At 70.1% G+C, this 18,027-nt stretch carries 21 protein-coding genes and 4 pseudogenes; 12 read left to right on the top strand and 13 right to left on the bottom strand.

Annotated features, from left to right (window positions below):
• Positions 1–15 precede the first annotated feature (15 nt).
• Both ACF07S_RS27810 and ACF07S_RS27805 read left to right on the top strand, forming a co-directional pair.
• Positions 16–1,521: an NAD-dependent succinate-semialdehyde dehydrogenase gene (locus ACF07S_RS27810; protein WP_391966307.1), complete on the top strand. Its 1,506-nt coding sequence runs from the start codon at positions 16–18 to the stop codon at positions 1,519–1,521.
• Positions 1,518–2,927 carry a lyase family protein gene (locus ACF07S_RS27805; RefSeq protein ID WP_391975426.1) on the top strand — a complete coding sequence of 470 codons (1,410 nt, stop codon included), beginning with the start codon at positions 1,518–1,520 and terminating at the stop codon, positions 2,925–2,927. The genes ACF07S_RS27810 and ACF07S_RS27805 overlap by 4 nt, the downstream gene beginning before the upstream one ends.
• 99 nt (positions 2,928–3,026) lie before the next feature.
• Here the strand turns inward: ACF07S_RS27805 and ACF07S_RS27800 are convergent.
• Positions 3,027–3,314: pseudogene (locus tag ACF07S_RS27800) on the bottom strand (transposase); the annotation flags it as partial.
• A gap of 869 nt (positions 3,315–4,183) precedes the next feature.
• Here ACF07S_RS27800 and ACF07S_RS27795 point away from each other — a divergent pair.
• Positions 4,184–6,034 carry a DUF4157 domain-containing protein gene (locus ACF07S_RS27795; protein WP_391975425.1) on the top strand — a complete coding sequence of 617 codons (1,851 nt, stop codon included), beginning with the start codon at positions 4,184–4,186 and terminating at the stop codon, positions 6,032–6,034.
• Here the strand turns inward: ACF07S_RS27795 and ACF07S_RS27790 are convergent.
• The 3 genes and pseudogenes from ACF07S_RS27790 to ACF07S_RS27780 all read right to left on the bottom strand — a co-directional run.
• A complete protein-coding gene (locus ACF07S_RS27790) occupies positions 6,009–6,296 on the bottom strand; it encodes a hypothetical protein (protein WP_391975424.1) in 288 nt (95 codons plus the stop codon). The two genes, ACF07S_RS27795 and ACF07S_RS27790, sit on opposite strands and share 26 nt — an antisense overlap.
• Before the next feature lie 111 nt (positions 6,297–6,407).
• A pseudogene (locus tag ACF07S_RS27785) lies at positions 6,408–6,522 on the bottom strand (transposase); the annotation flags it as partial.
• A pseudogene (locus ACF07S_RS27780) lies at positions 6,521–6,709 on the bottom strand (integrase core domain-containing protein); the annotation flags it as partial. The pseudogenes ACF07S_RS27785 and ACF07S_RS27780, both read right to left, overlap by 2 nt.
• Positions 6,710–6,776: 67 nt before the next feature.
• On the opposite strand from ACF07S_RS27780, the gene ACF07S_RS27775 reads away from it, so the two are divergent.
• The 4 genes and pseudogenes from ACF07S_RS27775 to ACF07S_RS27760 form a co-directional block, all read left to right on the top strand.
• Positions 6,777–6,965 (top strand): zinc ribbon domain-containing protein, encoded by a 189-nt coding sequence (locus ACF07S_RS27775; RefSeq protein WP_391966304.1) that lies wholly within the window; start codon positions 6,777–6,779, stop codon positions 6,963–6,965.
• Positions 6,966–7,027: 62 nt separating this feature from the next.
• On the top strand, positions 7,028–7,321 hold the full coding sequence (locus ACF07S_RS27770) for a hypothetical protein (RefSeq protein WP_391966303.1): 294 nt from the start codon (positions 7,028–7,030) through the stop codon (positions 7,319–7,321).
• A 137-nt stretch (positions 7,322–7,458) separates the two neighbouring features.
• Positions 7,459–7,626 carry a hypothetical protein gene (locus ACF07S_RS27765; RefSeq protein WP_391975423.1) on the top strand — a complete coding sequence of 56 codons (168 nt, stop codon included), beginning with the start codon at positions 7,459–7,461 and terminating at the stop codon, positions 7,624–7,626.
• A 127-nt stretch (positions 7,627–7,753) separates the two neighbouring features.
• Positions 7,754–7,957, top strand: a pseudogene (locus ACF07S_RS27760) (hypothetical protein); the annotation flags it as partial.
• 148 nt (positions 7,958–8,105) lie between these two features.
• Here ACF07S_RS27760 and ACF07S_RS27755 read toward each other — a convergent pair.
• Positions 8,106–8,543, bottom strand: a complete 438-nt coding sequence (locus ACF07S_RS27755; RefSeq protein ID WP_391966301.1) for a VOC family protein — start codon at positions 8,541–8,543, stop codon at positions 8,106–8,108.
• A 21-nt stretch (positions 8,544–8,564) separates the two neighbouring features.
• Complete coding sequence (locus ACF07S_RS27750; RefSeq protein ID WP_391975422.1) at positions 8,565–8,891, bottom strand: beta galactosidase jelly roll domain-containing protein; 327 nt, start codon at positions 8,889–8,891, stop codon at positions 8,565–8,567.
• 380 nt (positions 8,892–9,271) lie between these two features.
• Between ACF07S_RS27750 and ACF07S_RS27745 the strand changes: the two genes are divergently transcribed.
• The gene (locus tag ACF07S_RS27745; protein WP_391966299.1) at positions 9,272–9,472 is read left to right on the top strand and encodes a hypothetical protein; all 201 of its coding nucleotides are present in this window, start codon (positions 9,272–9,274) and stop codon (positions 9,470–9,472) included.
• A 395-nt stretch (positions 9,473–9,867) separates the two neighbouring features.
• Positions 9,868–10,020, top strand: coding sequence for a DnaB-like helicase C-terminal domain-containing protein (locus ACF07S_RS27740; RefSeq protein ID WP_391975507.1), 153 nt, complete (start codon positions 9,868–9,870; stop codon positions 10,018–10,020).
• 130 nt (positions 10,021–10,150) lie between these two features.
• On the opposite strand, the gene ACF07S_RS27735 is transcribed toward ACF07S_RS27740, so the two are convergent.
• From ACF07S_RS27735 to ACF07S_RS27720, 4 genes are all read right to left on the bottom strand, one after another.
• Positions 10,151–10,912, bottom strand: coding sequence for a transposase family protein (locus ACF07S_RS27735; RefSeq protein ID WP_391975421.1), 762 nt, complete (start codon positions 10,910–10,912; stop codon positions 10,151–10,153).
• A 118-nt stretch (positions 10,913–11,030) separates the two neighbouring features.
• A complete protein-coding gene (locus ACF07S_RS27730; protein WP_391967475.1) occupies positions 11,031–12,167 on the bottom strand; it encodes a hypothetical protein in 1,137 nt (378 codons plus the stop codon).
• A complete protein-coding gene (locus ACF07S_RS27725) occupies positions 12,164–12,307 on the bottom strand; it encodes a hypothetical protein (protein WP_391967474.1) in 144 nt (47 codons plus the stop codon). Before ACF07S_RS27725 ends, ACF07S_RS27730 begins: the two co-directional genes overlap by 4 nt.
• 217 nt (positions 12,308–12,524) lie before the next feature.
• Positions 12,525–13,508, bottom strand: coding sequence for an ArsR/SmtB family transcription factor (locus tag ACF07S_RS27720; protein WP_391975420.1), 984 nt, complete (start codon positions 13,506–13,508; stop codon positions 12,525–12,527).
• A gap of 229 nt (positions 13,509–13,737) precedes the next feature.
• On the opposite strand from ACF07S_RS27720, the gene ACF07S_RS27715 reads away from it, so the two are divergent.
• From ACF07S_RS27715 to ACF07S_RS27705, 3 genes are all read left to right on the top strand, one after another.
• Positions 13,738–14,136, top strand: a complete 399-nt coding sequence (locus ACF07S_RS27715) for a hypothetical protein (RefSeq protein ID WP_391975419.1) — start codon at positions 13,738–13,740, stop codon at positions 14,134–14,136.
• A 31-nt stretch (positions 14,137–14,167) separates the two neighbouring features.
• On the top strand, positions 14,168–14,584 hold the full coding sequence (locus tag ACF07S_RS27710; RefSeq protein WP_391967471.1) for a hypothetical protein: 417 nt from the start codon (positions 14,168–14,170) through the stop codon (positions 14,582–14,584).
• Between the two features lie 62 nt (positions 14,585–14,646).
• Positions 14,647–15,888: a serine hydrolase domain-containing protein gene (locus ACF07S_RS27705; RefSeq protein WP_391975506.1), complete on the top strand. Its 1,242-nt coding sequence runs from the start codon at positions 14,647–14,649 to the stop codon at positions 15,886–15,888.
• A 197-nt stretch (positions 15,889–16,085) separates the two neighbouring features.
• On the opposite strand, the gene ACF07S_RS27700 is transcribed toward ACF07S_RS27705, so the two are convergent.
• The 3 genes from ACF07S_RS27700 to ACF07S_RS27690 all read right to left on the bottom strand — a co-directional run bounded on the left by ACF07S_RS27700 (position 16,086) and on the right by ACF07S_RS27690 (position 17,934).
• On the bottom strand, positions 16,086–16,325 hold the full coding sequence (locus tag ACF07S_RS27700; RefSeq protein WP_391975505.1) for a hypothetical protein: 240 nt from the start codon (positions 16,323–16,325) through the stop codon (positions 16,086–16,088).
• A 248-nt stretch (positions 16,326–16,573) separates the two neighbouring features.
• Positions 16,574–17,155, bottom strand: coding sequence for a competence protein CoiA family protein (locus ACF07S_RS27695; protein WP_391975418.1), 582 nt, complete (start codon positions 17,153–17,155; stop codon positions 16,574–16,576).
• 644 nt (positions 17,156–17,799) lie between these two features.
• Positions 17,800–17,934 (bottom strand): hypothetical protein, encoded by a 135-nt coding sequence (locus ACF07S_RS27690; RefSeq protein WP_391967469.1) that lies wholly within the window; start codon positions 17,932–17,934, stop codon positions 17,800–17,802.
• Positions 17,935–18,027 lie beyond the last annotated feature (93 nt).

Genomic DNA, 18,027 nt, shown 5'->3' with positions numbered 1-18,027 from the left:
GGGTGAGAAACCACCATGACGGACCGCACGCCACGCCCCTATGGCGTTGATGCTCTGCCGCAGGGGCTACTGATCGGCGGAAGGTGGCTGCCCGCGGCCGGCGGCGCCACGTTCCCCGTGGAGAACCCCGCGACGGGCGAACCGGTGGCCCGGGTCGCCGATGCCGGCACCACGGACGCACTCGACGCCCTCGGTGCGGCTGCCGGGGCGCAGTCGCAGTGGGCCGCAACCTCGCCGGGACAGCGCAGCCGTGTTCTGCGCCGCGCCCACGACCTGCTGCTGGAGCGCCGTGAGGCCTTCGCGGGGCTCATCACTCTGGAGATGGGCAAGTCCCTCGCCGAGGCCCGTGCGGAAGTCGATTACGCGGCCGGATACTTGCGCTGGTTCGCCGAGGAAGCCGTCCGCATCGACGGGACCTGGAAGGTCAGCGAGGACGCAACGGCGAGGGTTCTGGTCATGCGCCAGCCCGTCGGACCGTGCCTGCTGATCACGCCCTGGAACGCGCCTCTGGCGATGCCGGCCCGTAAGATCGCCCCCGCTGTGGCCGCCGGCTGCACGATGGTCCTCAAGCCCGCCCCGCAGACCCCGCTCACCACCATCGCACTGGCCACGGTCCTGATCGAGGCCGGCCTGCCCGCCGGTGTTTTGAACCTCCTTCCCACCACCGACGCTGCTGCGGTGTCCGAGACACTGATGAAGGATCCGCGGCTGCGCAAGGTCTCCTTCACCGGCTCCACCGCGGTCGGCCGGCTGCTGCTGGCCCAGGCGTCCGCCAACGTACTGCGCACATCGATGGAGCTGGGCGGCAATGCCCCGTTCATCGTGTGCGCCGACGCCGACCTGCAAGCGGCGGTGGACGGCGCCATGACCGCGAAGCTGCGCAACATCGGCGAAGCGTGCATCGCGGCGAACCGCTTTCTCGTTCATGCCGACATCGCGCAGGAATTCACCGGGCGTCTCGTGGACCGGATGCGCGGCCTGACCCTCGGCAGCGGAACGGAACCCGGTACCGACCTCGGCCCGCTGATCGACCGCACCCAGCGCGACCGTGTCGCGCAACTGGTGCAGGAGACCATCGCCGGCGGCGCGCGGCTGCACACCGGCGGCAGCACCCCCGACCTGCCCGGCTACTTCTATCCGCCCACCGTGCTCACCGACATCCCCGACGGCGCACGCATCAGCCGCGAGGAGATCTTCGGCCCCGTCGCCGCCATCCGGACCTTCTCCAGCGACGACGAGGCCCTCACGATGGCCAACGCCACCGAGTTCGGCCTGGTCGCCTACCTCTACACCCGCGATCTCGGCCGGGCACTGCGGATGAGCGAACAGATCGAGAGCGGCATGGTCGGCCTCAACCGCGGCTACGTCTCCGACCCCGGGGCGCCCTTCGGCGGCATCAAGCATTCGGGTGCCGGCCGCGAGGGCGGCAACTCCGGCATCGAGGAATACCTGGAGCAGAAGTACATCGCCATCGACACTCCCGCCGACGCCGGTACCCCCGCCCCGCAGGACCGGTCATGAACACCCACGCCCCGCTGCCGGAACCCTTCTCCCTGACCAGCCGACTCGCGACGGACCCCGAACAGTGTGCCCTCTTCTGCGAGGACGCGACCCTCAACAGCTGGCTCGCCGCCGAACGCGCTCTCGCCCAGGCCCAGGCCGAAGCCGGAGTGCTCACCCACGCGGAGGCCGCCGCCATCCGCGACGCGGCACAGCTGCACCACATCGACCGCGAAGAGCTATGGCGCACTGCCCGCACCGTCGGCTATCCCATCCTGGGCCTGGTCCGGCAGATCAGCCGCCGGCTGCCGCCGGGACCCGACGGCCGGGTGCACTACGGCGCCACCACGCAGGACATCATGGACACCGGTCTCGCCCTGCAGATGGTCCGTTCCCTGGCCGCTCTCGAACGCCGGATCGCCGAACTCGGCGATGTCCTCGCGGACCGTGTCACCGAGCACGCCTCCACCGTGATGGCGGCCCGCACCCACGGCCAACAGGCCGTACCCACCACGTTCGGCGCCACCCTGGCCACCCTCCTGGCGCAGTTCACCCGCCACCGGCAGCGCCTGGCCCAGGCCGCACCGCGCATCGGCATGATCTCCCTGTCCGGAGCCGGCGGCACCGCAGCCGCACTCGGCCCTCACGCGGCAGCCGTCAGAAGCGACATGGCCCGTCTGCTCGGCCTGCACGACACCGCGACCCCCTGGCACGTGGCCCGCGACGGATTCGCCGAGTTCGGCTGGCTGTGCTCCTTGCTCACCGCGACATGCGCGCGCCTGGCCCGCAACATCGTCGACCTCTCCCGGACCGAGATCGCCGAAGTCTTCGAGCCCTACAGCGACCACCGCGGCGCATCCTCGACCATGCCGCAGAAAGTCAACCCGATCACCTCCGAAAGCATCATCGGACTGAGCGGCACCGCCGGCGCCCTCACCTCCGCACTGCTCCGCGCCCAGGAAGCAGGCCATGAGCGCGCCGCCGGCGAATGGCACACCGAATGGCGCGTCCTGCCCGAACTCGCCGTATCCGCCGGAACGGCCCTCACAGAAACAATCGCCCTCCTGCGCGGACTCCGGGTCGACGCCCGCCGCATGCGCACCAATCTCGACAGCGACGGCGGCCTCGTCATGGCGGAATCACACATGATCACGCTCGCCGGACCCGTCGGCCGGGAACGCGCCCACGACCTTGTCCACGAAGCAGCAACCCGTACCCGTACCACCGGCACACACCTCACGCAGACACTGCGCGCCGTCCTGGCCGAACACCACCTCGACACACTCCTGCCCGGCCTTCACACCCAGCCGGAGAACTACCTCGGACAGGCACACCGGACCGCCGAAACCACCACCCGCCTCTGGCACACCCAAACCGCATCGCTCCCCGAACCGCCCACCCCCCTCGCCCACCTCGTCACCAACTGATCGCCCCCGCCGTACAGTCCCAGGGCCGTTCTCGTCATGAGGGACACAGGGGGCCCGGGGCGTTTCCGACGGCTCTTGGACGGTGTCGCGGAGCCAGATGACGATCGCTGTGACGGCCAGGGTGCCGTTGAAGACGTAGTCACGCTTGTCGTACCGGCTGGCCACTGCCCGGTGCTGCTTCCACTTGCCGACACACCGTTCGACGGCACTGCGGCGGCGGTACTGGGCCTTGTCGAACGCCGGTGGACGCCCTCCGGCCCGGCCCTTGCGCCTGCGGTTGGCCCGCCGGTCGCCGGGCTGGGCGATGGTCGCCTCGATACCTCGCCGCCGCAGGTAGGCGCGGTTGTCCCGGCTGGAGTACGCCTCGTCGCCACGGACACGGTCCGGGCGGCTGCGCGGCCGCCCGGATCCGTGCCGCCCGGATCCGTAAGCTCTCCAGCACGGTCACGAACATGGGGCTGTCGCCTCGCTGGCCCGGGGAGGTCTGCCAGGTCAGCGGGCGTGCCCGGTCGTCGGACAGCAGGTGCAGCGTGAACGCTTCCAGAACCGCCCGCACCGACGGCATCCGCCACCTCCACGACATCTCGCCCGGCGACAGGCCGAGACTCCCGCGGCAGCAGCTACTTCATGCCTGACCAGCGAAGACCTCACACGAGGTTCGGAAAGAGAACGGCCTTTCAAAGACCCTGGGGCGTGACCGCACCGGCCGCACCTCCGCCTCAGCTTCGCCCGCACCCGCTCCATTTCCCCAGCACCCGTAAGCACCCGTACCGCTCGACGGCGTCCCGCGAACCTGTTACCGAGAACCCTGGGCGGGGTTTCGGACGGCTGCTGGATGACCCTTCGGGCAGAGCGAATTGGCCCTCCGTCCATCCCCTTTGCCCTTCCCCCGCGGCTGTTCCTGCGGCAGAGTCGCGTTCTGAGGCGATGCGACAGACCTCGTTCGAATGGATCTCCCATGCGGCGCACCAGCGAGTCCCGACAGAACACCGGCCCCGACCACGAACAGGCCAAACCACGCGTCCCCGTTCGGAGTCCCGGCGCGCGGCCGGCCGCTTCAGGTGGGTTCGCCGGCCACCCTGCAACGAGCGATCGGGAACGCGGCCGTCGCACGGATGATCGAGCGCGAGCGGAACCGGGAAGGCGCCGACCGCTGCGCCGTGCAGGCCTCCGGGGGCGGCGATGCGAGCCGATCCGACGTCGTGCGGGAGGCCGCGAGAACGGCCGGGCGCGGTGGCAGCCGGTTGCCAGACGGTGTGCGCACGACCATGGAGAACGCCTTCGGCACCACGCTCGACCACATCAGGGTCTCGGTCGACGCGCAGGCCACCGCGAGCATCGACGCCAAGGCGTACACCGTCGGCGACAACATCGTCGTCCAGAGCGCGAGCGTCCTGCGCGACGTCGAGACGATGGCCCACGAGATCCACCACACCACCCAGCACGACGCCCCCGTCGGCCTCAGCGATCCCGACGGCAGATGGGAACGCGAGGCGTCCGACGTCGGAGCCCGGGTCGCCCGCGGTCAGAGCGTCCACCGCTGTGCCGTCGACGGCGAGGAGCACGAGGGCGGCGGCGTCCACCGTGCCGCGATCCAGCGCCGCGTCGGTTTCGAGTTCGAGTCGCAGTGGCGTATGCGCGATCACGGCAACCTGAACGCGCAGGACGAGCAGAACTACCAGAACGAGGTCTCGGAGCGTGACGCCCTCTGTGGCGCGCAGCTCCTGCTGACCATGTCCGACCGGCGGCAGACCGGTGATCTCTTGGACGAGACCGAACGGACCAGGTCCGGCGAAGAGTTGAAGAACGCGTGGCTCACCCCCCTGGCGGGCGACCCGGTGGGGTACCGGGCCACCGCCGAGGGCCGAGCGCGGCTCGAGAGGGCACGGCGGGATTCTGCCGACGGGTACGCGAAGCACATGGCCGCCGTGGAACTCGCGCTGCTCCAGAAGAACGCGATCCGGGAGACCCCCATCCGAGGCCGCGAAGTCCCCAAAATGCGCAGCGTCGGCGGCGGCGAGGGCTACGATCTCACCTCGGACGTCAGCCCGACGGGCGGCTCCGCCCTGGAATGGGTGACCGAACCACTCACCACGAAGGACGAACTCCTCCAGGTGATGGGGGAGATAACCGAGGTGTCGACCGCCCTGGACGCCCGGCAGGACCAGGAGTCCTTCCCGCTCGAAGAGGTCAACCTCGGCGGCTTCAAAGCGTCCCCCGGGATCGTGGTGTTCCCGCTGAGCGGCGTGCTCGTCTACGCACCGCAGATGACCGGTGGGTTCAAGCTGGACGAGCTGCCCCGGCTGGTGGAGTACCTCCTGGTACCGGACAAGCGGCCCACGTTCACCACCCCCGGCGCTTTCGAGCAGCGCAAGGAGGCCAAGCAGGATCTGCACCGGGACAGCATCCGCATGGTCGACGGCATCCGCCAGGCAGCCGAGGAACAGGCCAAGGGTCTCCCCGCGGAGATCACCGGCGGTGAGTCCACGGCCGGGCTGGTCGGTCTGGCCACCCTGATCGGCAGCTATCTGGAGTACGGCGCCCAACTGGGGGACAACGCGAACTCGAAGTCGATCGCGGGCGGTCTGATGTCCCGCACCTCCTTCGCCCACAACTTCACACTGCTGCCCCGCCCGATGCGGATCTACTACCGCGCCCACCCGGACGAGTTCGCCGTGTTCGTCCTCAAGGCGGCCGGTCTCGACCCGGCCGACCACCAGGCCCGGGTCTACTCCAGGCCCGTCGAGCACGGGGAGGCCGGACACCGCGAGCAGCGGCAGATTCCGCTGACCCGCCACCGCTGGCTGACGGGCATGCCGGCCGGCAAGGACCTGCTGCGGAACTACAAGCACCTGACCCAGGTGGAAAAGACCGAGGTCGACGAGGCGGACTGGAACCACGTCCACGGCTCCCTCGGTGCACTGGGGTCGGTGGACGACCAGGTGGGCAGGGCCGGCCAGAAGGAGGTCGCCCTGGTCGCCGAGCTGCGCCGGATGAAGGACGGCCTGCGCACCTCCGACCTCCTGCCCCTCACCGTCGCCGCCTTCGACCTGGTGCAGCGCCTGAACGAGGGGAGAACCCTCAAGTACGAGAAGAAGAGACGATAGCGCCCGCGGCGTCCGCACCGGTGGCGGCGATCGGGGTGAGCGCGGTGACGCTGGAGCCCTGCGGGGCCTCCAGCGTCAGGCAGTCGTCCCGCCCGACCGTGTTCAACTCGCCTTTGCAGGAATCGGTCTCGGTGACCACGCACCCGGCGTCGGAGGCGCGGTCCAGCAGGAGGAGGCCGTCCAGGCCGTTCTCCGTGTAGGAGAAGGGGCACGCGCCGGTCGAGGACGCGTGGTGTACGTCCCCGCGGCCGGCGGACGGCACGGGCCGCCCTCCCGGCAGAGGATCTTTCCGTCCGTGTCGAACACCCGGACCGCGCTCGCGGAGCAGGTGTCCACGGAGCGCACGAGGCAGCGGTCCGCTTGCCGACGGTGAACTTGGCGGCGAGCGGGAGGACCATCTCGTCGACGCCGGACAGGCGCTTCTGCCGCTTCCTGACGATCCTCGGCTCGAAGGAGCCCTCGCGGTCGCGGGGCACGGCCGTTTCGACGGTGGTGATCGCAGGTGTGCAGCCAGCCGGGGAAGGCGTCGCGTCCGGGGAAGGCGTCGCGTCGTTCCTGCTCGGAGCGGCAAGTGCGGGCGCAGGCCCATTCGTCGAGCAGGGTGCGGTGGGACCGTTCGATCTTGCCATTGGTCCGCGGCCGGTAGGGCCGGATGCGTTTGTGGCCAAGATGAGGCAGGGGATCAGCCCTGACGCCATGGGTACTCCCCGTTCATCACTGTCCATCCCGCAGGAGAGCGTTCATGACACAGAAGACCGAGAACGACAAAGGCAACCGGTTCTGCAAGGCGTGCGGCACGCCGGCCGAAGACGGCAGGATGTGCAAACACTGCGGCACGGTTCTGGACCTGCCTGACGCTGCAGGACTGATCGAAGACCAAGGCGCAGCGGTACGACGCGACTTCGAAGGACGCACTCAGCAGCAGGAGTGAAAGGCGGCCAGAGGACGAACCCGATCCGTTGAACAGCCATGCACCGGGGTACACGGGGCGGCATGGCATCCAAGACCGATCGCGTCATGTCCCTGCGGGCCGTGCGGCAGCTGTACCGGGTCCGCGCCTTCTACACGGGGGGCGTCCTGCTGTGGGCGGTGTTGACCGCCTGGACGAGCTGGCAGTTGCCCGGAAGCCGGCAGATGTGGGTGTCCGCCCTCCTCCTCGCCGTCTTCACCGGCCTCCTCGTCACCGCCGGTCTGTTCCTGCGGCGTCTCCAGGCCTCTGCGGCAGGCCGGCCCGCGCATCACGGCGCATCACGGAAGACGGCAGGCCACCGCCGCGCTCACGCCTGATCACCCGTCAGCCGTTCCTTGTGAACCGGTCCGGCCCACACCTGCGTCCTCAGTGCGGCCCTGGGGACGCAGGATCGCGTCTACCGGGGCGATGGCCGGGCATACGGACTTCACCCCCTGTGAGAGGAGCTCGTTTCATGCTCGGCATAGTCGCGGCGGTGCTGTTCTTCGTGTCATTTCTGATCAACGCGGCAGATCTCAGCACCAACGATGTGTTCTCTTCGACAAACGTCATGCTGCTGGGGCTGACCGCCCTGGCGCTGCACGTGGCCGGAATCGGCGGTAACCGGACCCGCAGACGCTGACCCCCGTCACGGTGGGTGGGGTGACAGACCGTCACCCCACCCACCAGGCATCCCCTGCTCGTGCAGCCAGGTAGTAGTGCTTCTCTGCGCCGGGTGATCCCGCCTGGTGGTGAACATCTTCTCCGGCATGAGGCTGGGAGGTGGAACGGCTCCGGGTGAGGCATCGGGCTTCGTTGCCGATGTGTTCGCCTCGTTGCCGCGCCGGAACCAGCGACGGCGGGGTGCGTGCTGTGTGCGGAGTCGGATCCTGGACGGCCGACGCCAGTCGATCCAGCCGATGGCCGAGCGGTCGCCGGATGAGGACGCGCGGCTCCTGCCGTTCGTGCGTAGATGAACCGGTCCGGCCGACCGCTGGCGGTGCCCGGCGGCGGCAGCATCGGCCGGACACAGGGCACGTCGCCAGGCGGTTCAGTCTCTCCCACGAGCCAACTCGGCCCGACGGGGACGTCCCGCTTCAGGGGCATCGGCCCGGATTTGGGTCAGTTCTTCTTCAGCTCCTCGGCGAGCATCACCAGGATGCCGCTCGGCCCGCGGAGGTAGGTGAGTTTGTAGAGGTCCTGGCACGTCGCCACTCCGCGGAGCGGGTGGCAGCCGTGCCGTGCGGCTGTCTCCAGGGCATCCTCGATGTTGTCGACGGAGAAGGCGACGCGGTGCATGCCGATCTCGTTGGGGCGGGTGGGCTCCCTCTCGATCGCCTCGGGGTGGATGTACTCGAAGAGTTCGAGGCGGCCGTGGCCGTCCGGCGTCTGGAGCATAGCGATCCTGGCGTGGTTGCCGTCGAGGTCGACGGCCGTGTCGGTCCACTCACCGCTGACCGTGTCACGGCCGACGACCGTGAGACCGAGGTCGGTGAAGAAGGCGATCGCCGCCTCGAGGTCGCGGACGGCGATGCCGACGTTCTCAAGTTTGATGGCCATAGGCGGCAGGCTATGCGGCGCTCAGCGGCCGGGGGAGTCCACCGGCGCCACCGGTGCTCCTCCGGCCGCACAGTCCAGCAGTGTCAGCCGTACGTCCCGCGGACCGGACAGGGTCCTGCCGTCGGACAGCACCGCGAGGGCGAGGGTGTCGCCGCCGCGGGGGCGCTCCTTTCGGAGGTACGGAGGGTGCTTCGGGCCCACGTCGTTCACGTGCTGGCCGAGGTTCCAGCCGTTGACGAAGATCTGGGCGCGCCAGGCGCGGGACCTGTCGTCGTCGAGGGTGAGCCCGACCGACGCGTCGATGCCCTTCGGGACGTCCAGCCGGAAGTGGGTCCGGTACCGGGGCACGTCCTGCTGCCGGTGTCGCGGAGGAGTTCGGCCTTCCCCCAGTCGGCGTCGTCGTGGCCGGGCAGGTGCCAGCTGGACATGCGGTGAGAGGGCGGACGCGCGGGGGTGGACCGCCGGTGGACGGGGAACGACTCCCTCGGTTGACGAAGGAGTGGGGATGGCCGATACGGACAGGTCGGGGCAGGTGGCCGTTCCGTCGGCGCGGACGGGGCGCGCGCTCCGGGACGGAGAGCCCGGCCGCATGGACTCAGCCCTCCTCGGCCCCCGTGCCCGGGCCGTCACCGGCACCGGACGGGGCGGCCGACGAGGGCGAGCTGGAGGGCCTGGGCTCGTAGCGGATCACCCATCACGAGGGCGAGGACGGCATCCCCGTGATGAATATGACGCTCTCCCTGACGCCGTCGGGGATGACGCGCATGAAGCTGGGGCATCTCGCGGCCGAACACGGCCCGCACCATCCGGAGGTCGTACGGCTCTCGTTCGAGCTGGCCGAGCAACTCCGCCAGGAAGGAGAGTTCGACGAGGCGGAGGAGGTCCTCCGCTGGGTTGTGGTGGAGCGCAGGGGCCGTCGGTCACGATGACGGCGTCGCAGCGGATGCTGATGTTGAGGAGCACCACGGGTCCGTCTCCCGCCTGGCGGAGGATCTCCTCGGCCGGGGGCGGGCGCAGGAAGCCATCGAACCCCGGCAGTGCCCGGATCCGGCCCAGCAGGCGCTGCCATGCGGCGGCGTGGGCGCGACGCCGTTCGGCGGCCTGTTCGGTGGTGGCCGTCGGTACGGAGGGGCCAGCCGACCCGCCGGTCTCCTCCTCGCGCAGCCGCAGGAACTCGTCGGCCAGGGCGGGTGCCTGCCGGCGCAGCCGATCGAGGTCGAGGTCGCGGGTGCGCAGCAGCCGGCCGAGGAGCACTCCCCTGCCGTGTTCGAAGATTTCCAGGGCTTCTTCGGGCCGGCCGGCCTGGAGGGCGTAGGCGGCCTACCTGCAGCTGGTCGAGATCGAGCAGTCCCGCAGCACAACCCGCGAGCAGGCCGTCGCCGCTGTCTCGCGCGGCTTGAAGAAGCTGTCCGTCCAGCTCGACTGCCACGTCATCGCCCTGTCCCAGCTCAACGACGACGGGATGGTGCGCGAATGAAGGACGATCGAGAACCAGGAGTCGGCGTTGTTGCCGTTCATGTCGTACGAGAACACCCTTGCGGAGTGGGTGCTGGCGTCGCAGCCGCTGCTCCACCCGTAGCTGACGCTTCGTCCCCACTGAGGTGTTTTCATCCTGACGCGGCAGCGAGATGAAGGGCGAGGACAGCCTTGACGATCGCGGTGATGTGGTTGGTGCTGCAGCGCAGCTTGCGCAGGAGACGCCAGCCCTTGAGCGTGGCCATTGCCTGTTCGCCGACGCACCTGATCTTGGCGTGGGTGGTGTTGTGACGCCGTTGCCACCGCTTGAGGCGGCGCCCCTTGAACGGAACTCGGACGTTGCGGGCCGCGCCCTGATACGCCTTATCTGCGTAAGCCTTGAGGCCGACTTCGGCGAGGGCGTCGATGATGCCGTGCTCGCGGGCCGCCGTCAGGTCGTGTGTCGCGCCGGGTAGAGCGGGCGAGGCCCACAGCAGCCGGCCGAACGGATCGGTCAGCACCTGCACATTCATGCCGTGGTGCCGCTTCTTGCCGGAGTAGTAGGGCCGGTCGGCGGCGATCCGGTCGATGGGCAGCACGGTGCCGGCCAGGATCACGTACGCCTTCGAACGGGCCGTCGCCATTGCCTCGTTGAGCATGGGCGCGAGCGCGGCCAGGACGTCGATCGCCTCGCGTATGTAGCGGTACACGGTGGCGATCCCGATACCGAACCCGGCCGCGAGCTGTGCGTAGGTGTCGCCGCACCGCAGGTGGGCCAGGGCGAGCAGGGCTTGACGACCGACCGTCAGCCGCCGCCACCGAGTGCCTATCTCCCGACGTCGTGCCGCCAGCTCCCGGCTCAGGTGACGCAGCTGCGCGGTGGACAGGTCGATGGCCGACGGGTAGACAAGCACACGGAGCTCCTGGAACGACGGTTGATCTTGGTCGACAACTCGTCTACCAGGAGCTTCGCCATTCCGCAGGCCCGTCCAACACCCAGTCGTCCTTGGGAGGTTGGAAGGGGCTCACTGCTCAGCACTGCGCGACGCCGGGCAGTTGGTTGTCCGGACTGCTCATGTAGATGTTGCTGACATAGCCCCCGTACTGAGGCAGGTAGGCCCACCACTCGTTGGTGTAGGGCGGGACCGAGACGGTCTCCCCTCGCGTCTGGCAGCCGACCAGCACCTCGACCCCGGCGGGGAGCTGGAGGAGCGGGTCGCGGGTGGTGTTGGGCTCGGGGCGGACGTTGACACCGGAGCTCCAGGTGCCGAACCACGTGCCCGCCGGTCGTACGCCACCGGGAACGTTCAGCGAACGGGTCAGCCTGCCCAGGTCGGTGTACGCCTTGCCGTACGAGGTGCCGACGTCGTGCAGGGTGTACACGGCCACGATGGAGCGGTCACCGGAACCCACCGTCCCGGTCGTGTGCAGCGCCGGTTTCGTCAGGTCGACGGACGCTGCCTTGCCGTTGAGGGCCGACGTGGCGGGGCGGCACGTACCTTGCTCGATGTCGCCGAAACCCGACCAGCCCTGTTTCACGGCCCACGGCTTGTTGAAGGCGCCCGCGATACCGAAGTGCTGGTCGAAGTGGTCGGTGGCGGAGCAGCGTGTGGACTGCTTCAGATTGCCCATGATCAGTTCGCGGACGCGGGCGGGCGCCGTGTCCAGCAGGTAACGGTAGATCTTCACCGTGTCCGCGGCCGTCAAGGCTGTGTAGCCCCACATGCCGTCCTGGTTGGCCGGCGGCGGGGTCGTGTTGCTGGAGAGGGACAGCTCACGGGCCATCCGGGTGACGATCGAGCCCCCGCCGTTGCGCACCCAGAATTCGCTGGCCGCGTCGTCGTCGCTGCTGCGCAGCATGGAGTTCCACTTGGCCTGGTCACCGGACGGGATCTGGTAGTCCGGGCCGCGGTTCCAGAGGTAGTCCAGCGCGATCAGCAGTTTGACCACGGAGGCCGACCGGAACTGCATGTTCGGGTTCAGCTGCTCGGTGAAGGTGCCGGTCTGCCGGTCGAAGACGGCGACCCCGGCACTGACGCCGGCGGGCACCTGGACGGACGCGGCGTCGGCCGGTGCGGGGCGCCCGGCCGGGGCGTCGGCGGCAGCGGACCCCACCGCGCCGCCGACCAGGAGCAGGGCGACCGTGGTCGCGAGCAGACGGCGCCTCACAGGTCGTACTCCCGAGAGGCGAGCGCATTGCCGGGCCGGAACGGGAGTCCACGGCGGACCCGGGTGATCCGGACGCTGTCGAGGCCGACGTCGCCCGGCCTGTCGGCGAACGCGGGCAGCGTGGAGGGGAACGGGCGCATGCGAGCCGTCGCTTCCTGTCTGTGGAGGGAGCCCCGAGATACCACCAGGGCCTGGAGGACGACTTGAACCTTAGAAAAGGGAGCGGTGCCCGCGGTCCTGACGGATGTCAGGGTGACGGCCCCCGCACCACCGGCTCACCCCGACAGCGGCCGACCAGCACCTCCGCCGGCTCACCCCGACAGCAGGCCGACCAGCACCTCCACCGCCTCCGCCGACTCACCCCGTCAGCAGGCCGACCAGCGCCGCACCCGACGTCGTGCGCCGGGCCACCACGTGCTGTCCTCGGCGCTCCCGGGTGAGCAGACCGGCCGCCTCCAACTGGCCGCAGTGGTACGTCGCCGTCGCCGGCGTGCAGTTGAGCGCGGAGGCCAGCGAGCCCATGGTGCACGGACGCGCCAGCTCCCGCAGGATCCGCGCCCGCAGGGAGCCCACCATGAGCTCGAGCGGGTCCTTCGCGGGGGCGGCCCGCTCGGCCTTCCACAGCGTGTCCAGGCCGGGCACGGGATAGCCGAACCACACGGCGTCGGAGCGGTCGAAACTGAAGACCGAGGCCCCGTTGCCCGAGACGATCGGGACCAGCACCACGCGGCGGGTACCCCGCTCGAACGTCTCGGGGTGCGGATCCGGCACGGACAGCGTCTGCCCGGAGAAACGGATCTTGGGTCCGAGGCCGGACAGGACCAGCGGCAGGGCGTTGCTGACGGTCGCCACCCCCACCCGCTCGGTCTCCCGGGCCAGCAGCGAGCCGGCCCGCGCCCAGATCGGTCCGAAAGCCTCCCACACGGCACCCAGAATGGCCGCGTAGGAATGGATGAAGGCCTTCGGCCGGTCGACGACCCCCTGCCACTGCCGGGGGACCGTCCCCGCGAAGTCCGTCTCCAGCTCCCGCAGCAGCACGTCGGAGGGGACCTCCGCCAGCCGTTCGAGCTGGACCGACAGGTCGGTCTCCCACAAAGGTGCCGTGGGAGTGAGGCAATCGGGGACCATCGAGTACTCGCGGGCGAACAGCGGCCGCAGAACCGCCTCGGCCCCCTCGGGCACCGCGGAGCGCAGCGCGCGCCGCCAGTTGGGGTGCACACCTTGGGAACGCCCGCCCAGGACATCCGCGACGAGCGACATCAGGGTGACGCCGGGCTGCGCCACGACGGACACAGGGACCGTCTCCAGCGGCCCCAGGCGCAATGCGGAGAACCGGGACATGAACACTCCCCATCGACGTACTGCCACCCCCTCTGACGCACGAGCCCGGGTAAAGGTTTCATTGGCCTCGGCAAAGACGCGACCGGGACACATTTTGAAGTCCTTCGAAATGCTGGGCAGCGCCGCTGACCCTGCACAGACTGTCTCCGACCACGGGGGCGGTGGCGGCCGACCGGCCGCGCATTTCGCCGTGCCCCACGCACGACACGTCACAGGGACAGGGCACTGAATGAAACTTCGACGCCGTGCCGGCACCGGACTGTTCGCCGCGGCGGCGGCCCTGGCGGCCACGCTGGGGCTGGTGACTCCGGCCGAGGCCGCCATCCACGACTGCCAGGTGTCGGGCGACCGCGCGATCTGCGCGTACGTCACCGGCATCGACCCCGGCTCCTGGCTGCAGATGCGCACCGGCCCCGGCTACGGCTACGCCGACGTGCCGAACGGCCGCCTGGGCAACGGTCAGGAAGTGGGCCTGTCCTGCTGGACCACGGGTGACGGGGCCGCGGACAACCCGAACTACCGCTACTGGATGCGGGTCGACGTCGGTGTCCGCTCGGGCTTCGTCAACGACTGGTACCTGGACACCGGTAACCCGGACGTATGGAAGCAGCGAATCCGGCAGTGCTGAAGAATCTGACCACGACACAGAGGGGGACCCCATGAACTCCGTACGCCGCAAGATCCTCGGCTTCGCCACCGTTTTCGCGACCGCCGCGACCGTGATGGTCACGGCCGCTCCGGCGAACGCCGCGACCTACCCGTGTGAGAAGTCCGGTTCCATCATCCCCTGCACCACGGTCACCGGCATCAACCCGGGGTCCTGGCTCCAGGTACGGACCGGCCCGGGTTACGGATACGGCCCCATCGAGCAGGCGTACAGCCGCCTGTACAACGGCAACGAGGTCGGTCTGGACTGCTGGACGACGGGTGACGGCGCCGTCGACAACCCCAACTACCGCTACTGGATGTTGGTTGAACTCCCCAACAGCCGTAGTGGCTTCGTCAACGACTGGTACCTGAACAGCGGCAGCCCGGACGTGTGGAAGCAGCAGGTTGAACAGTGCCGCGCGAGCTGACGCGGTCGCCCGCTCCCGCCGCCCCGCGCACCGCTCAGCAGATTTGAGGAACTGACGTGACGTTGTACAACCGCCGACGCCTGGCCGTCGGCGTCACCCTGATCGCCGCTCTCGCCGCCGGTGTGCTCCCCGCCACCGGCGCGCACGCCGCGCCCGCCGCTCCCGGCGCCGCGCGGGAGACCACGCCCGCCCCCGACATGGAAGGCGTGTCCGCCGCGCTGAAGGCCGCCATGGCCCAGGGCGCCCCGGGAGCGATGGCCCGGTTCATCGGCCCCGACGGCATCGAGACCCGGACCCTGGGCGTGCGCGACCGCGAGTCGGGCGCGGCCATGGACATCCGCGCCCGCTTCCGGATCGGAAGTGTGAGCAAGACCTTCTCCAGCGTGGTCCTGCTCCAGCTGGTACAGGAAGGGAAGCTGGAGCTCGACGCCCCGGTGAACCGGTACCTGCCGGGCTTGTTGCCCGACGACCGGATTACGGTGCGTCATCTGCTCACCCACCGCAGCGGGCTGTGGGACTACACGAACGCGATGTTCGAGCACACCGTCCCCGGCTTCGAGGCGGTCCGCAACCGGGTCTTCAGCCACCAGGAGCTGGTGGATCTCTCGCTGAAGGAGCCCCGCACCACCGAACCCGGTGTGTCGTACCAGTACTCCAACACGAACTTCGTGGTCGTGGGCATGCTCATCGAGAAACTCACAGGGAAGCCGGTCGCCGCCGAGTACCAGCGCCGCATCATCGAGCCGCTGGGCCTGCGCAACACCTCGTACGTGCACCCCGACGTCCAGATCACGGGGCTGCACGTCCGCGGTTACCTGCACCCCGACGAGGCGGGCGGCCCGCTGGTCGACTCCACCGAGCAGACGGTGTCCTGGGCGCAGTCGGCGGGGGCGGTCATCTCCAACCCGACCGACCTGAACCTCTTCGTGATCGCGCTGATGCGGGGCAAGCTGCTCTCGCCGGAGATGCTGGAGGCGATGACCACCGTCACGCCGACCGACACCACCAACACCCGCTTCTACGGCTTTGGCCTGCGCCGCTACGACCTGTCCTGCGGTACCCAGGTCTACGGCCACACCGGCACCGTGCAGGGCTACTACACCTACGCCTTCGCCACCCGCGACGGCCGCCGCAGCCTCTCGGCGATGGCCAACACCTCGAACAAGGGGTCCGCCAACACGGCGCTTGGCGGCACGCTCGAGGCGGCGTTCTGCGGCAAGAAGCCGGCCGCTGTGACGTCGTCCTCCGCGCGGACCGGGACGCCGGTGCTCCCGGCCGAGTCGGACCTGGCCGAGAACCGCTGACAATCGGCCCACCCGGGCCCACGATGACGGCCGCGTCCTCCACCCCCCCGCCTGTGCCGGGGGTGAAGGACGCTCCCGCATCCGCCCGGCCGGGCGAGGGCGTCGCGTCGAGCACGGCGCGGCCCTCGCCCGGCCCCGCGACGTCCACGGGATGTGATGCGGCCCCACCGCCGCACGGCCCGGCGGCCCGACCGCCCTCACACGGCGACGAGTTTCTCGAAGAAGAACTCGCGCTTCAGGAACGAGGTCGCGTGCTCCGCCCCCGGGCACGGGGGGATGAGCTGGGACGCCTGGAAGAGCCGCCAGCCGTCCCGCAGGGCGGCGACCCCGTCGCGGTACGGGGGTTCGTCGCCGTCGCCGGTGGTGGGGCGGGTGGCGCCGGTGCCGTCGTAGCGGGCCCAGCCGACCACGTCCGAGTCGAGCGCGGAGGCGGCCAGTCGGGCTCGCTCGGTGGCAGCGGCCTGCTGCTGTGCGGCCCGTCGGCGTTGCTCGGCCGCAGCCGCCTGTTGGACGGCTTCGGCATCGGCCTCGAGCCGGGCCCGGGCGATGGCCAGGTGGACGTAGGAGTGGGCGGTCCACCACACCGTGCCGTCCGGGCCGGTATGGGCATGGACCCGTCCCTGAAGAATCCACCGGACCGCCTCGTCCAGACAACAGCTGATGTGTGTCCACGCCGCCTTCGTCCTCACCGTGCGTGGCGCTGCCCAGGTGTAGCGCGCCATGCCATGACGCACCGTCCACGCGTCCCCGCGGTCCCTGGGGGCGCCACCCGCAGGGAGGGCACGCCGCGCTCCCACGGCCGCTTCTCCATCGCCACCCAGCACACCGCCACGCCGTCCGCCGCGTAGCGATCCGTCCGCGTCCGCGCGTCCTGCGGCGTCATCGGCGACAACTGCGCCTCCAGCGCCATGAACGGCCGGTCCTGCTCATCGAAGACCAGCACATCGGCACGCCAGGTACGGGCTTCGTTGCCGACCTCCAGCTCACATCTGAAGCCCGCCGCCCGGGCGGCGGTGGCCGGCTCCGGCTTCAGCAGGTGATGCTCCGGCGACTCGTTCGCCAACTCGCAGTCGCGCGGCCGCACCTGGTGGTAGAAGTGCCTGGCGCGGTGGGGGGAGACGTGCGCGAACACCCTTCCCCGGCACTCCGGACACGCCAGCTCCAGCCCCTTCACACGGCGGACGTCCGCCCAGGACCGGCCACAACCAAGATCGTCCAGCGACGCATCCAGTCGGCCCCAGCCCGCATGCACAGCGGTGTACCCCATCAGCCCCCTCCCGTGTGGCCCGAGAAGGACAGCATCCCCTCATGCCGGGACGGCGGTACACCAGATGAGGACACCGCGGCTGCTGCCGTTCGTGCGCAGATGGGCCGGCCAGGCCGGCCCATCTGCGCACGAACGGCAGCAGCATCGGCCGGACAAGGGCACGCCACCGGGCGACTCAGTCTCTCTCATGAGCCAACCCGGGCCGACGGGGGCCCCAGGGACACAGGCCCGATCGAAGCCGTCTCCGGCGGGAGGGGTACGGACGGGCAGCGGGTCCTGGCGGCGGTGGAGCTGGAGCACGCCCAGGAGGCGCCGGATGCGCAGGTCGCCGAGGAGGCCGTCCAGGGTGCGGCGGGCCCGGAACAGGCCGCGTTCCGGCGTCGGTGAGCGACCGAGCGGCTCCGTGGCCACGAGGACGGGACGTCTTCCGTCGGCAGCTCGGTCGGTAGCTGCCCCGCTCGCCGCAGACCGTGGGGGTGCGCCGCACCGTTGTTCTGCGCACCGTCGGGCGGTGGTCCGCAGGATTCTCGCTGTCGGCGGGCCGCGTCGGCCTTCGCCGTCGGTCCGCGCGGAGCGGCGGGCAGGGTGGTCTCCCCGGCCGCCGCGGCCGTACGGCACCGTACGACGGCATGGGATGTCCGGCCTTACTGCGGGGGTTCGGTGCGGGCGAGGAGGTTGGTGAGCTCGGCGCGCAGGTCACGTCCGGCACGGGAGGCGGCGGTTTGCTGCTGCAGTTGTCCGACCTCGGCGGCGGTGAGGCTGTCGACCCATGCGGTCATGCGGTCGTCGGCGGTGTGTTCCTCGTCGCGCGACTGTCGGTCGTACCAGTCGGGTTCGGGTTCGGGGGTGAGCCAGGGCCGGGCGGTCTCGTC

Origin of the sequence: Streptomyces sp. NPDC016640, assembly GCF_043076215.1 — a bacterium.
In the GTDB taxonomy this organism is placed as follows: Bacteria; Actinomycetota; Actinomycetes; order Streptomycetales; family Streptomycetaceae; genus Streptomyces.
Note: the sequence above shows the minus strand (reverse complement) of the source record. Positions and strands in the feature narration are given on the sequence as shown.